This window comes from Streptomyces sp. NPDC007084 (assembly GCF_040703595.1).
GTDB lineage: Bacteria > Actinomycetota > Actinomycetes > Streptomycetales > Streptomycetaceae > Streptomyces.
Map to the genome: position 1 here is coordinate 3,753 of NZ_JBEYFY010000039.1, position 14,262 is coordinate 18,014.

At 72.0% G+C, this 14,262-nt stretch carries 13 protein-coding genes; 8 read left to right on the top strand and 5 right to left on the bottom strand.

Annotation, left to right across the window (positions count from 1 at the left end; all coding sequences use genetic code 11):
• Positions 1-111: 111 nt before the first annotated feature.
• Entirely contained in the window at positions 112-1,608 is a 1,497-nt protein-coding gene (locus AB0912_RS25765; protein ID WP_366703683.1) for an oligopeptide:H+ symporter, read from the bottom strand.
• A gap of 522 nt (positions 1,609-2,130) precedes the next feature.
• Here AB0912_RS25765 and AB0912_RS25770 point away from each other — a divergent pair.
• Entirely contained in the window at positions 2,131-2,808 is a 678-nt protein-coding gene (locus AB0912_RS25770) for a response regulator transcription factor (protein WP_018566970.1), read from the top strand.
• Positions 2,809-3,065: 257 nt separating this feature from the next.
• Positions 3,066-4,349, top strand: coding sequence for an ATP-binding protein (locus AB0912_RS25775; RefSeq protein ID WP_366703685.1), 1,284 nt, complete (start codon positions 3,066-3,068; stop codon positions 4,347-4,349).
• Positions 4,350-4,455: 106 nt separating this feature from the next.
• On the opposite strand, the gene AB0912_RS25780 is transcribed toward AB0912_RS25775, so the two are convergent.
• Positions 4,456-4,989, bottom strand: coding sequence for a GtrA family protein (locus tag AB0912_RS25780; protein WP_366703687.1), 534 nt, complete (start codon positions 4,987-4,989; stop codon positions 4,456-4,458).
• Positions 4,990-5,207: 218 nt separating this feature from the next.
• Between AB0912_RS25780 and AB0912_RS25785 the strand changes: the two genes are divergently transcribed.
• The 4 genes from AB0912_RS25785 (at position 5,208) to AB0912_RS25800 (ending at position 9,644) form a co-directional block, all read left to right on the top strand.
• Positions 5,208-6,347 carry a 5-(carboxyamino)imidazole ribonucleotide synthase gene (locus tag AB0912_RS25785; protein WP_366703759.1) on the top strand — a complete coding sequence of 380 codons (1,140 nt, stop codon included), beginning with the start codon at positions 5,208-5,210 and terminating at the stop codon, positions 6,345-6,347.
• Positions 6,344-6,868 (top strand): 5-(carboxyamino)imidazole ribonucleotide mutase, encoded by a 525-nt coding sequence (gene purE, locus AB0912_RS25790; protein ID WP_366703689.1) that lies wholly within the window; start codon positions 6,344-6,346, stop codon positions 6,866-6,868. The genes AB0912_RS25785 and purE overlap by 4 nt, the downstream gene beginning before the upstream one ends.
• A 29-nt stretch (positions 6,869-6,897) precedes the next feature.
• Positions 6,898-8,076, top strand: a complete 1,179-nt coding sequence (locus AB0912_RS25795) for a dipeptidase (protein ID WP_366703761.1) — start codon at positions 6,898-6,900, stop codon at positions 8,074-8,076.
• A gap of 422 nt (positions 8,077-8,498) precedes the next feature.
• Positions 8,499-9,644 carry a dipeptidase gene (locus AB0912_RS25800; RefSeq protein ID WP_366703691.1) on the top strand — a complete coding sequence of 382 codons (1,146 nt, stop codon included), beginning with the start codon at positions 8,499-8,501 and terminating at the stop codon, positions 9,642-9,644.
• A 184-nt stretch (positions 9,645-9,828) separates the two neighbouring features.
• On the opposite strand, the gene AB0912_RS25805 is transcribed toward AB0912_RS25800, so the two are convergent.
• Together AB0912_RS25805 and AB0912_RS25810 are read right to left on the bottom strand one after the other, a co-directional pair.
• Positions 9,829-10,227, bottom strand: coding sequence for a VOC family protein (locus tag AB0912_RS25805; RefSeq protein WP_366703693.1), 399 nt, complete (start codon positions 10,225-10,227; stop codon positions 9,829-9,831).
• 40 nt (positions 10,228-10,267) lie between these two features.
• Complete coding sequence (locus AB0912_RS25810; RefSeq protein WP_366703695.1) at positions 10,268-10,651, bottom strand: VOC family protein; 384 nt, start codon at positions 10,649-10,651, stop codon at positions 10,268-10,270.
• A 109-nt stretch (positions 10,652-10,760) separates the two neighbouring features.
• Between AB0912_RS25810 and AB0912_RS25815 the strand changes: the two genes are divergently transcribed.
• Positions 10,761-11,333, top strand: a complete 573-nt coding sequence (locus tag AB0912_RS25815; protein WP_366703697.1) for a CGNR zinc finger domain-containing protein — start codon at positions 10,761-10,763, stop codon at positions 11,331-11,333.
• Positions 11,334-11,548: 215 nt separating this feature from the next.
• Here AB0912_RS25815 and AB0912_RS25820 read toward each other — a convergent pair whose 3' ends face one another.
• A complete protein-coding gene (locus AB0912_RS25820) occupies positions 11,549-12,892 on the bottom strand; it encodes a UDP-glucose/GDP-mannose dehydrogenase family protein (RefSeq protein ID WP_366703699.1) in 1,344 nt (447 codons plus the stop codon).
• A 188-nt stretch (positions 12,893-13,080) separates the two neighbouring features.
• Between AB0912_RS25820 and AB0912_RS25825 the strand changes: the two genes are divergently transcribed.
• Entirely contained in the window at positions 13,081-14,238 is a 1,158-nt protein-coding gene (locus AB0912_RS25825) for an acyl-CoA dehydrogenase (RefSeq protein ID WP_366703701.1), read from the top strand.
• The last annotated feature ends 24 nt before the right edge of the window (positions 14,239-14,262 follow it).

The window sequence follows — 14,262 nt, forward strand, 5'->3', positions numbered from 1 at the left end:
GGGCTCGACCTTGGGCGGGCTGTGGGTGTTCGCCCTGGGGCTCCCGCCCGGCACCGCGGGAGGGCCGCCGCACCACGTGGTGCGGCGGCCCTCCGGCAGGGTGGGTCCGGGTCAGCGGACGTCGCCCATGAGTTCCTTGACCTTCTTGCGGTACATCCACACCGCGACACCGGCGAGCACGGCGAGCGTGGCCTCCAGGACCACGATGCCCGTCTTGTCGAGGTCGACGTTCGCGATGGAGAGCAGGCCGGTCGTGGCGTCACCGGCGGTGACGGCCAGGAACCAGACGCCCATCATCTGCGAGGCGTACTTCGCCGGGGCCATCTTGGTGGTGACCGAGAGGCCGACCGGGGAGAGCGTCAGCTCACCGACGGTCTGGACGAAGTAGATCGCCACCAGCCACAGGGCAGCCGCCTTGTGACCGCCCTCGGCGATCGTCAACGGGGCCAGGAAGAGGAAGAACGACGCACCGATCAGGATCAGGCCGGAGGCGAACTTGGTGGCCGTGCTCGGCTCCTTGCCGCGCCGGTTGAGCGCCAGCCACATCCAGGCGAAGACCGGCGCGAGCGCCATGATCATGACCGGGTTGACCGACTGGTACCAGGAGACCGGGAACTTCCAGCCGAAGATGGTGTTCTCGGCCGACGAGGTGGCGAAGATCGACATCGTCGAGCCGCCCTGGTCGTAGATCATCCAGAAGACGGCCGCGGCGATGAAGAACCAGATGTACGCGGACATCTTCGACTGGTCGGCGCGGTCCAGCGTCTTGTCCCGCTTGATACGGCCGATGACCATGACCGGGATGATCAGGCCGGCGAGCGTGATCGGGACCAGCAGCCAGTTGAGCGTGTAGTGGCCCGAGAAGCCGACGATCGCGTAGAAGACGACGGCGACGGCCGCCCAGAGCGCGGACTTGCGCAGGGTCGAGGCCTTCTCCTCCGGCGTCAGGGGCGTGGGGACCTCCTGCGAGCGGGGGCTCAGGTGACGGCCGCCGAGCAGGTACTGGGCCAGGCCCAGCGCCATGCCGAGCGCCGCGATGGCGAAGCCCAGGTGCCAGTTGACGTTCTCGCCGACGGTGCCGATGACCAGCGGGGCGATGAACGCGCCCAGGTTGATGCCGATGTAGAAGAGCGTGAAGCCACCGTCACGGCGCGGGTCGTCCGGACCGTCGTAGAGGTGGCCGACCATCGTGGAGATGTTGGCCTTCAGCAGACCGGAGCCGATGGCGACGAGGCCGAGGCCCGCGAAGAACGTGCCGGAGGACGGCAGGGCCAGCGTGAGGTGGCCCAGCATGATGATCAGACCCGCGACGGCGACCGTCTTGCGGGGACCGAGCACCCGGTCGGCGAACCAGCCGCCCGGCAGGGCGAGCAGGTACACCAGCGACAGGTACACCGAGTAGATCGCGGTCGCGGTGGCCGCGCTCATGTGCAGGCCGCCCGGTGCCACCAGGTACAGCGGGAGCAGTGCCTTCATGCCGTAGTAGGAGAAGCGCTCCCACATCTCGGTCATGAAGAGGGTGGCCAGTCCGCGGGGGTGGCCGAAGAAGGTCTTTCCGGAACCGGGGGTACCCGGGTGCACCGAGGCCTTCGTCAGGCTGGACGCCATGGTCGTTCCTTGCTGTCGGGACGCGCTGTGGGGGTCCGCCCGGCCGACCGGAGTCGGAGGCATGGGGGAGTCGCGCGCCCAGTGGGGGGCGGCCGGCACCGGCGGTCACGGCGTCCGCCCCCACGCCCACGGGGAGTCCGCTCCGGATCACGAAGCGATGGACGGCGACCACCGGGATCCACGCCCGCGCGCTTCATCGCGTCGCGGGCCCGGCCACAGGTCGTTCCTTTCAAGGCTGGCGAACACCAGCCCGCACACAAAAGAGACCTTCAGCATCGAGCACGCGCCAAAGGTCCCCATGTGGTGCTACAGGCGTCCGGTCACCATACGGCATGGCAATGCCGCATATGGAAGGACTTGAGAGATGGATCACAGGCGATCATGGAACCGCTGGGAACCATTCGAAGGTGTTCATCAGGATGGCATCCCACACCCGCAGGTAAGAAACAGCCGGGCGGTCGGTGTGAATCACCCGGGCCGATCACTGCCCGAGCCTCGTCCGAGGCGGACTACCATCACCCCATGACCCGTGTACTGCTCGCCGAGGACGACGCGTCCATCTCGGAGCCGCTGGCCCGCGCCCTGCGCCGGGAGGGTTACGAGGTCGAAGTGCGCGAGGACGGACCCACCGCGCTCGACGCCGGAATGCAGGGCGGCGTCGACCTGGTCGTCCTGGACCTCGGGCTGCCCGGCATGGACGGCCTGGAGGTCGCCCGCCGGCTCCGCGCCGAGGGGCACACCGTGCCCATTCTCATCCTCACCGCGCGCGCCGACGAGGTGGACACCGTCGTCGGCCTCGACGCCGGCGCCGACGACTACGTCACCAAGCCCTTCCGGCTCGCCGAACTGCTCGCCCGCGTCCGGGCGCTGCTGCGGCGCGGCGCGGCCGAGCCCCAGCAGCCGCCCGCCACCCACGGCGTGCGGATCGACGTCGAGTCGCACCGCGCCTGGATGGGCGACGAGGAACTCCAGCTCACCGCCAAGGAGTTCGACCTGCTGCGGGTGCTGGTGCGCGACGCCGGCCGGGTCGTCACCCGCGACCAGCTCATGCGCGAGGTCTGGGACACCACCTGGTGGTCCTCCACCAAGACCCTCGACATGCACATCTCCTGGCTGCGCAAGAAGCTCGGCGACGACGCGGCGAACCCCCGCTACATCGCGACGGTACGAGGCGTCGGCTTCCGCTTCGAGAAGAGCTGAGGCCCCGCCCCGGGGACCGTCCCCTCCGGAGGCCCCACTCCGGGGACCGTACTCCGGAGGCCGCCCCCGGGGACCGTACTCCGGGGGTCGCATCCCGGGGGCCGATCCCGGGGACCGTACCCCGGGGCCGTGCGACATCCGGCCCCGGGACCTGACCCACAGCGCCGCACACCCCGTCCGCCGGCCCGGCTCCCCGGGGGAAGCGCCCGGCGGGCGTGCACACTGGTCCACGTACCGCCACCTGCCCGGAGGGCCCCGTGCGTCGCCGTCTCATCCAGTCCACCCTCGCCGTCGTGCTCGTCGTGATCGCCGTGTTCGGCGTCTCCCTGGTCATCGTCGAGACCCGCACGATCAGCAACAGCGCCCAGGAGCGGGTGGACTCCGAGGCGCTGCGGCTGGCCAGCATCGTGGACAGCCGCATCCTCGGCGACGAGGACATCTCCGGCGAGACGTTCCGCGACCAGGTCACCGACCAGCGCTACGCCGTGATCAGGATCCCGGGCCGCGCCCCCATCGAGGTCGGCACCGAGCCCACCGGCGACGTCATCCACTTCACCGCCAAGGGCGAGGAGGGCGAGACGGTCACCGTCCAGGAGCCCCGCTCCTCGGTGACCCGCGAGGTCGGCCGCACCCTGCTGATCATCGGCGCCGTCGCCCTGCTGGCGATCATCGCCGCGGTGCTGCTCGCCGTACGCCAGGCGAACCGTCTCGCCTCCCCCCTCACCGACCTCGCCGAGACGGCGGAACGGCTGGGCTCCGGCGACCCGCGACCGCGCCACAAGCGGTACGGCGTCCCCGAGCTGGACCGGGTCGCCGACGTGCTGGACGGCAGCGCCGAGCGGATCGCCCGGATGCTCACCGCCGAGCGCCGGCTCGCCGCCGACGCCTCCCACCAGCTCCGCACCCCGCTCACGGCCCTGTCCATGCGGCTGGAGGAGATCACCCTCACCGACGACCCGGACACGGTGAAGGAGGAGGCGACGATCGCGCTGACGCAGGTGGAACGCCTCACCGACGTGGTCGAGCGGCTGCTCACCAACTCCCGCGACCCGCGCACCGGCTCCGCGGTCACCTTCGACCTGGACGAGGTGATCAAGCAGCAGCTGGAGGAGTGGCGCCCGGCCTACCGCAGCGCGGGCCGCGCGATCGTCAGCTCCGGCAAGCGCCACCTCCAGGCGGTGGGCACTCCGGGCGCGGTCGCCCAGGTCCTCGCGGCGCTGATCGAGAACAGCCTCATGCACGGCGGCGGCACCGTCGCCCTGCGCACCCGGGTCATCGGCAACCAGGCCGTCATCGAGGTCACCGACGAGGGCCCCGGCGTCCCCACCGACCTCGGCGCCCGCATCTTCGAGCGCACCATCAGCGGCCGCAACTCCACCGGCATCGGCCTGGCCGTCGCCCGGGACCTCGCGGAGGCCGACGGCGGCCGTCTGGAGATGCTCCAGGCCCAGCCCCCGGTCTTCGGCCTGTTCCTGTCCCGGACCCCGCTGAAGCGGTCCCCGCTGATCGGCGACGACGACGAGGAGCGCACGGTCCGGTAGCGAGCCCGGCCGCTCGGCGGACCGGCGTCCCGCGCCTCGGCACCCCGCGCCTCGGCGGATCAGCGTTGCGCCGCCCGGGGTTCGGCTCACCGGGCCGGGGTTCGGCTCACCGGGCCCGCGCCGGGCGCGCTTCCCGCTTCTCGTCCAGGAACGATTCCGCGCTGGCCACGGCGGTACGGGCCGGAAGCGCCCGGAACACCCAGGTGCGGTAGGACCAGAACCGGAACAGCGTCGCGATCCCGATGCCGACGAACTTGAAGATGTTGCTCTGCAGCGGGCTGTCCCAGCCGAAGCCGTACGTCGCCACGTAGAGCACGCCGTTCTCGATGACCAGCCCCACCGCGCTGAACAGCAGGAACAGGGTCAGCTCCTTGGTACGGCCGCCCTTGTCACGGTCCCGGTACGTGAAGTAGCGGAAGCCGACGTAGTTGAAGACGATGGAGACGACCGTCGCGATGACACTGGCCCGCACCACCTGGAGGTCCGTGGCGTGGCGTACGAGGTTGAAGACGAGCAGGTTGACCAGCAGGCCCGCGCCGCCCACCGCACCGAACTTGGCGACCTCGCGGAAGAGCAGGTCGAAGCGGCGGCGAACCGCGCTGCGGGGCCCCGCCTGAGGCCCCGAGGTAGCACTGCCCATGGTGTCGCCAGCCCCCGTCGATGGGTTACGTCGTCGATCAAGCGATGGAATACGTCAACCCGGCCATGCTAACCAGCGGCCCCCCGCGATGCCCGTGCATGGCTTCACAGGTAAGAAAAGACAGGGTCACCGGCACGGAAAATCGGGCTTGCCGACGCGGAAACCGGCCACCGTGGCGTGGCCGATACCCTAGGAGCGTGACGTTCCCCGTAGTCGGCATGGTAGGCGGCGGCCAGCTCGCTCGTATGACACACGAGGCAGGCATCCCGCTCGGCATCAGGTTCAAGCTCCTCAGTGACACCCCGCAGGATTCCGCGGCACAGGTCGTCGGCGACGTCGTCATCGGCGACTACCGCGACCTCGACACGCTGCGCGCGTTCGCCCAGGGCTGTGACGTGATCACCTTCGATCACGAGCACGTCCCGACCGAACACCTGCGGGCCCTGGAGGCGGACGGCATCCCCGTCCGCCCGGGACCCGACGCGCTCGTGCACGCCCAGGACAAGGGCGTGATGCGCGCCAGGCTCGACGCGATCGGCGTGCCCTGCCCGCGGCACCGCATCGTGACCGACGTGGCGGACGTCGCCGCGTTCGCCGCGGAAGGCCTGCCCGCGGGCGCCGAGGGCGACGGCTTCCCGGTCATCCTGAAGACGGTCCGCGGCGGCTACGACGGCAAGGGGGTCTGGTTCGTCCGCTCCCCGGAGGACGCCGCCGAACCCTTCCGCGCGGGCGTCCCGGTCCTCGCCGAGGAGAAGGTCGACTTCGTCCGGGAGCTGGCGGCCAACGTCGTCCGCTCCCCGCACGGCCAGGCGGTCGCCTACCCCGTCGTCGAGTCCCGTCAGGTCGACGGCGTCTGCGACACGGTGATCGCCCCGGCCCCCGGCATCTCCGAGGACCTGGCCCTCCGGGCGGAGGAGCTGGCCCTGCGCATCGCCAAGGAACTCGGCGTCGTCGGCCACCTCGCCGTCGAACTCTTCGAGACCCCCGACGGACGCATCCTCGTCAACGAACTGGCCATGCGCCCGCACAACTCGGGCCACTGGACCCAGGACGGCGCGATCACCTCCCAGTTCGCCAACCACGTCCGCGCCGTCCTCGACCTCCCGCTCGGCGACCCGCGCCCCCGCGCGCCGTGGACGGTCATGGTGAACGTGCTGGGCGGCGACTACCCCGACATGTACTCCGCGTACCTGCACTGCATGGCCCGCGACCCGCAGCTCAAGATCCACATGTACGGCAAGGACGTGAAGCCCGGCCGCAAGGTCGGCCACGTCAACACCTACGGCGACGACCTGGACGACGTCCTCGATCGCGCCCGGCACGCAGCCGGCTACCTGAGAGGGACGATCACCGAATGAGCCCCGTTGTAGGCATCGTCATGGGTTCGGACTCCGACTGGCCCGTCATGGAGGCCGCCGCCCAGGCACTGGACGAGTTCGAGATCCCCTACGAGGTGGACGTCGTCTCGGCGCACCGCATGCCGCGCGAGATGATCGCGTACGGCGAGCAGGCCGCCGAGCGCGGGCTCAAGGCGATCATCGCCGGCGCGGGCGGCGCCGCCCACCTGCCCGGCATGCTCGCCTCGGTCACCCCGCTGCCCGTCATCGGCGTGCCCGTCCCGCTCAAGTACCTGGACGGCATGGACTCGCTGCTGTCCATCGTGCAGATGCCGGCCGGCGTGCCCGTCGCGACCGTCTCCGTCGGCGGCGCCCGCAACGCCGGTCTGCTGGCCGCCCGTATCCTCGCCGCCCACGACGAGGAACTCCTCGGCCGGATGCGGGAGTTCCAGCAGGAGCTGAACGACCAGGCCACCGAGAAGGGCAAGCGGCTGCGGTCCAAGGTCGACAGCGGCACCGGCGGCTTCGGCTTCGGGAAGTGACGCGCGTGTCCGCCGCCCCCGAGTCCTCGATCCCCTCCCTCGACCGGGCCCGTGCCCTGCTCGGCGAGTTCCCCGTGGTCGACGGCCACAACGACCTGCCCTGGGCGCTGCGCGAGCAGGTCCGCTACGACCTCGGCGCACGCGACATTGCCACCGACCAGAGCGCCCACCTGCACACGGACCTGGCCCGGCTGCGGGCCGGCGGGGTCGGCGCGCAGTACTGGTCGGTGTACGTGCGCTCCGACCTGCCCGGCGCGGTCACCGCGACCCTCGAACAGATCGACTGCGTACGGCAGCTGATCGACCGTCACCCGGCCGACCTGCGGGCCGCGTTGACCGCCGCGGACATGGAGGCGGCGCGCGCCGAGGGCCGTATCGCCTCCCTCATGGGCGCGGAGGGCGGGCACTCGATCGACAACTCCCTCGCCGTGCTGCGCCAGTTGGCCGCGCTCGGCGTGCGGTACATGACGCTGACGCACAACGACAACATCGCGTGGGCCGACTCCGCGACGGACGTGCCCGCCGTGGGCGGTCTGTCCGCCTTCGGCCGTGAGGTCGTCCGCGAGATGAACCGCGAGGGCATGCTCGTGGACCTCTCGCACGTGGCCGCCACGACCATGCGCGACGCGCTCGACACCTCCGTCGCGCCGGTGATCTTCTCCCACTCCTCGGCCCGCGCGGTCTGCGACCACCCGCGCAACATCCCCGACGACGTGCTGGAGCGGCTCGCCGCCAACGGGGGAGTGGCGATGGTGACGTTCGTGCCGAAGTTCGTCCTCCAGGCCGCCGTCGACTGGACGGCCGCGGCCGACGAGAACATGCGCGCGCACGGCCTGCACCACCTCGACACCACCGCCGAGGGCATGAAGGTGCACCGCGCCTTCGAGGAGGCGCACCCGCGTCCCGTCGCCACGGTCTCCACGGTCGCCGACCACCTCGACCACATGCGCGAGGTCGCCGGCATCGACCACCTCGGCATCGGCGGCGACTACGACGGTACGGCGTTCACCCCGGACGGCCTGGACGACGTGTCCGGCTACCCGAACCTGATCGCCGAGCTGCTCGACCGCGGCTGGTCCTCCACCGACCTGGCCAAGCTGACCTGGCGGAACTCCGTACGGGTACTGGGCGCGGCGGAGGACGTGGCCCGCGACCTCCAGGCCACCCGCGCCCCGTCCAACGCGACCCTGGAGCAGCTCGACGGCTGAGCCCCTCCTCCGACGAGACGGAAGGCGCCCGCCTGCCTGACGGGCGCCTTCGGCGTACGGGGTCCGGGTGCCCGGCTGTCCAGGTGCCCACGTGTCCAGGTGTCAGGGTGCCCGGGTGCCCTGAGCTGGCCGGCCCGGGCGGCTGTCCTCGGCGCGTCCGGCCGGGCGGATGGGTCCGGCGCGTCCGGACGGGCGGGTGGGGTCCTGAGTGCGGCGGGTGGGTCCGGCGGGCGCGTCCTGCGTGGAACGGGTGGGTCGGGCGGGCGGGTCCTGCGCGGGGCGGACGGGTCCGGCGGGTGGGTCCTGCGCGGGGCGGCGGGGGGTGGGAGACCCCCGAACGCATCACCCACCAGGAAGCCCTCCGGACGGCGTGCCACCGTGGTCGCAGTGTGATCACCGCCGTCCACCCCACGGAGCCCGGCATGGCAGAGCTGCAGGACGAACTGGACACCACCGTCGAGGTGCCAGAGCCGGACCCGCCCGTCGCCTGGCCCGTCTCCGCGCCGCCGGCCCCCGGCGCCCACCCCCTCGCCGAGGCCGCCCCCGGCCCGGCTCCCGGCACCGACCCGCTCGCGCGCGCCCACGCGCTCCTGGCCGACCACCCCGTCGCCGACGGCTACAGCGGCCTGCCGTGGGCGCTGGCCGACCTGCCGTGGTTCGACCTGGAACTCGGCGAGAGCGCCGTCGACACCGACCTGCCCCGACTGCGTGAGGGGCACGTCGGCGCCCTGTTCTGGTCCCTGCACCTCCCGGAGGGCCTCGCCGGGGACCGGGCCGTCGGCGCCACCATGGAGCGGCTCGACCTGGCCAGGACGGTCGTCCACGCCCACCCCGAGGGCCTGCGGATGGCACGCGGCGCCGCCGAGATCGCCGACGCCCGCAACCACGGCCGCGTCGCCGTCGTCCTCGGCCCCGCCGGAGCCGCCGCGCTCGGCGACTCCTTGGGCATCCTGCGCGGCCTGCACAGCCTGGGCCTGCGCGTCCTCACGCTCACCGGCGTCTCCTGGGCCGGCGAGGCGGGCCTGACCCGCTTCGGCGAGGAGGTGCTGCGCGAGATGAACCGGCTCGGCGTGCTCGCCGACCTCTCCGGCGCCTCCGACGCCACCATCGGGCGCGCCCTCGCCGTCTCCAAGGCCCCGCTCGTGTTCACCCGCTCCGCCGCCCGCGCCCTGCGCCCCCACCCGGCGAACCTCCCCGACGAGGTCCTCACCGAACTGGGCGCCGCCAACGGCCTGTGCCTCGTCCCGCTCACCGCCGAGCAGACCGGCCCCTGCGTACGGGACGTTGCCGACCATCTCGACCACGTCCGCGCGCTCGCCGGCGCGGAGTGCGTCGGCCTCTCCGGCACCTACGACTCCGGCGCCGCGCGCCCCCAGGACCTCGCCGACGCCTCCTGCTACCCGAACCTCGTCGCGGAGCTGATCTCCCGTGGCTGGTCCTCGTCCGACCTCGCCCTCCTCACCTGGGGCAACGTCCAACGCGTCCTGCGCGGCGCGGAGTTCACCGCCCGTGCCGCACAGCAGCGCCGCGCCCCGTCCACCGCGAGGATCACCGACCTGGACGGCTGACCCGGACGACGGAACGGGCCGGCCCACGGGCGCGAGTGCCGGTGGACCGGCCCGGATGAGCCGCGGTCGGATGAGCCGCGGTCGGATGAGCCACGGGCGGATGCGCGGCCGTCGGTCAGGCCGTAGCCGATCAGGGTGCGTCGATCAGTGCGTCGATCAGGGCGCGTCGATCAGGCCGTGCTGGTCACTCCCCGTCGATCCGGCACAGGCAGAACGGGTGCCCGGCCGGATCGGCGTACACCCGGAAGTCCTTCTTGCCGTCCTGGTCGTCCAGGTCGAGCGGCCGGGCGCCCAGCGCGAGCACCCGCTCCTGCGCCGCGTCCACCGCCGCCCAGGTCGGACCGGCGTCGAAGTCCAGGTGGAACTGCTGGGAGTCCCGGTCGGCGCTCGGCCAGCGCGGCGGGACGTGCCCCGGCGCCCGCTGGAAGGCCAGCCGAGGCCCGTCCGGCACCCGCAGGACCACCCAGTCGTCGTCCTGCGCCTGCGGAACGCCTCCCGCCACGGCCGCGTAGAAGGCGGCGAGCGCGTGGGGATCGGGGCAGTCGAGCGCGACGGTACGAAGACGGGCGACGGGCTGTTCCATGGTGTGCTCCTCCGGGGGCGGGCCGCGCCGGCGGACCTGTTCAGCAGGCGCAGAGGCAGAACGGGTGCCCAGCGGGGTCGGCGTACACACGGAACGAACGGGACCTGTCCTCGGTGTCCAGCGGCCGCGCGCCGAGCGCCAGCACGCCTTTCTCCGCCGCGTCCAGATCCTCGACGGCCAGGTCCAGGTGGAACTGCTGCGCGCCGTCCGCCCCGGGCCAGCGCGGCGGCACGTACGCGGGCGAGGCCTGGAACGCCAGCTTGCGCCCCCCGGGCAGGTCCAGGTCGACCCAGTCCCCGTCGCCGTCCCCGTCCCCGTCCCCGTCCCCGCGGACCGTGCCGCCCAGCACCTCCGCATAGAACCCGGCCAGCGCGCGCGGGTCGGGACAGTCCAGGACGACGACGTCGAGCGTGGCGAGAGCCATGACTTCCTCCGTGGGAGTGCGGATGGTGGGAGTGCGGACGGTTACCGGTACAGCGCATCAAGGGGTAACCGTTACCCCATGCTCCCGCACCGGAGGTAACGTCGCAACCATGAACGACCGAGCGCCCGCCCCCGGCGGCCTGGCCCTGGTCCAGTCGCTGGTGAACACCCTGGACCTGGAGTCGGGCGCCGACTCGCTGGACACCGCCGAGGGCCTGGCCCGCCTCGGCCTCACGCCCGACGAGGTGCCGGCGGCCCGCGAACTGCGCGAGTCGCTGCGGGCGGTGTGCCTCGCGCACGCGGGACACCCGGCCCACGCCGTGGTCACCCCGCTGGGGGAACTCCTCGCCCGGGCCCCGTTGCGGGTGGCCGTCGACGCCCACGACGGCGCCGCGAGCCTCGCCCCCGCCGGCCCCTTCCCCTTCCCCGCCCAGGATTCCCCGGGCACGCCCTTCGCCCCGGACTCTCCTGGCACGCCCTCCGCCCCCGTTCCCCTGACCTCCCGGATCGCGCTCGCGATCGGCGGGGCGCTGGTCGAGGGCACCTGGACCCGCCTCAAGGCCTGCGAGGCACCGGACTGTCACTGGGCGTACTTCGACCGCTCGCCGGCCTGCCGGGGCCGCTGGTGCTCGATGTCGGTGTGCGGGGCGCGCGCCAAGATGCGCCGCTACCGCGCCAAGTAGCCCTTGGACAGGGGCCGTAGCCACCGGGCGGGGCCTGGACGGGACTCGGGCGACAGCCGTCCGCCGCACGGCGAAGTGGTGCAGAATGCAACGGACGCCGGTCCGGCCGACTGAGCCTCGGCCGGACCGGCGTCACCCCGGCCGCACGGCGGTTACCGCAGCCGGCAATCGGCAGTCGAAGCGGGAGCCGGAGCCGGAGGGAGCGCAAGCGGCCCTCAGGCGGTCGGCCGCCCCATCGCCCGGTACGTCCAGCCGGCCCGCCGCCACACCTCGGGGTCCAGCGCGTTCCGCCCGTCCAGCAGCACCCGGGACGTGACGGCCTCGCCCAGCACCGCCGGGTCCAGCTCGCGGAACTCGCGCCACTCCGTCAGGTGCAGGACCACATCGGCCCCGCGCACCGCCGCCACCGCCGAGTCGGCGTACCCGAGCGTGGGGAACAGCCGCCGGGCGTTGGCCATGCCCTTCGGGTCGTAGACGGTGACCTGGCCGCCCTGGAGGTGGATCTGCCCGGCCACGTTCAGCGCGGGGGAGTCGCGTACGTCGTCCGAGTCCGGCTTGAAGGTCGCGCCGAGCACGGCCACCCGCTTGCCGAGGAACGAACCGCCGCCGAGCGCCTCACGGGCCATCTCGACCATCTGGCCGCGGCGCCGCATGTTGATGGTGTCGACCTCGCGCAGGAAGGTCAGCGCCTGGTCGGCGCCCAGCTCGCCGGCGCGGGCCATGAAGGCGCGGATGTCCTTGGGCAGACAGCCGCCGCCGAAGCCGATCCCGGCCCGCAGGAACTTCTTCCCGATCCGCTCGTCGTGCCCTATGGCCTCGGCCAGCTTCACCACGTCACCGTCGGCGGCCTCGCACACCTCGGCCATCGCGTTGATGAACGAGATCTTCGTGGCGAGGAAGGAGTTCGCGGACGTCTTCACCAGCTCGGCGGTGGGGAAGTCGGTCACGACGAACGGCGAGCCCTCGGCGAGCGGCGTGACATAGACCTCGCGCAGCAGCTTCTCGGCGCGCTCGCTGCGCACGCCCACCACGATCCGGTCCGGGTGCAGGGTGTCGTTCACCGCGAAGCCCTCGCGCAGGAACTCCGGGTTCCAGGCCAGCTCGGCTTCCTCGCCGGCGGGCGCCAGCTCCGCGAGCCGCTCCGCGAGCCGCGCCGCCGAGCCGACCGGCACGGTGGACTTGCCGACGACCAGCGCGGGGCCGTGCAGATGCGGGGCGAGGGACTCGAAGGCGGAGTCGACGTACGACATGTCGCAGGCGTACTCGCCGTGCTTCTGCGGGGTGTTCACGCAGACGAAGTGGATGTCACCGAAGGCGCCGACCTCGGCGAAGTCCATGGTGAAGCGGAGCCGGCCCGTGGAGCCCTCGATCCCGGCAACGTGCTTGCGCAGCAGTTCTTCAAGACCGGGCTCGTACATCGGGACCTCACCCCGCTGGAGCATCGCGATCTTCTCCGGCACCACGTCGAGCCCGAGCACCTCGAAACCGAGTTCGGCCATGGCCGCGGCGTGGGTGGCGCCGAGGTAGCCGGTGCCGATCACGGTGATCTTGAGGGCCATGGGTGCTCCTGGAGTGTGCGGCGGCGTGCGCGCCCGAGCATAGTCGGGGCTTGGGGGAGCGCTTTCACGGGCAGTTTCCCCCTTGTCGCCAAGCTCACGTATCCGTCCGGTGGGCAGGCCCCTAAAATTTGGGTTACTTAACAGTAGTTAGCATCGCCGTCACAGCATTCCTTGGAGCGTGAGAGACCTTGGCCGGATCGGCTGATTTCGACCTGTACCGCCCGTCCGAGGAGCACGACATGCTCCGGGACGCGATCCGTTCGCTGGCCGAGGCGAAGATCGCGCCGTTCGCCGCCGCGGTGGACGAGGAGGCCCGTTTCCCGCAGGAGGCGCACGACGCGCTGGTCGCCAACGACCTGCACGCGGTGCACGTGCCGGAGGAGTACGGGGGCGCGGGCGCGGACGCGCTGGCCACCGTGATCGTGATCGAGGAGGTGGCCCGCGCCTGCGCGTCCTCGTCGCTGATCCCGGCGGTGAACAAGCTGGGCTCGCTGCCGGTGATCCTCTCCGGCTCCGAGGACCTGAAGAAGAAGTACCTGGGCCCGCTCGCCAAGGGCGACGGCATGTTCTCGTACTGCCTCTCCGAGCCGGACGCCGGTTCGGACGCGGCCGGCATGAAGACGAGGGCCGTCCGCGACGGCGACTTCTGGGTCCTCAACGGCGTGAAGCGCTGGATCACCAACGCGGGCGTCTCGGAGTACTACACGGTGATGGCCGTCACCGACCCGACGAAGCGCTCGAAGGGGATCTCCGCGTTCGTGGTCGAGAAGTCCGACGAGGGCGTCTCGTTCGGCGCCCCGGAGCGCAAGCTCGGCATCAAGGGCTCCCCGACCCGCGAGGTCTACCTCGACAACGTGCGCATCCCGGCCGACCGCATGATCGGCGAGGAGGGCACCGGCTTCGCGACCGCCATGAAGACCCTGGACCACACCCGCATCACGATCGCGGCCCAGGCCCTCGGCATCGCCCAGGGCGCCCTGGACTACGCGAAGGGCTACGTCCAGGAGCGCAAGCAGTTCGGCAAGCCGATCGCGGACTTCCAGGGCATCCAGTTCATGCTCGCCGACATGGCGATGAAGATCGAGGCGGCCCGTCAGCTCACCTACGCGGCGGCGGCGAAGTCCGAGCGCGGTGACAAGGACCTGACCTTCCAGGGCGCGGCGGCCAAGTGCTTCGCCTCGGACGTGGCGATGGAGGTCACCACGGACGCGGTCCAGCTCCTCGGCGGCTACGGCTACACCCGCGACTACCCGGTGGAGCGCATGATGCGCGACGCGAAGATCACCCAGATCTACGAGGGCACGAACCAGGTCCAGCGCATCGTCATGGCCCGCAACCTGCCGTAGTACGCACACGGCGGCCCGGCGACG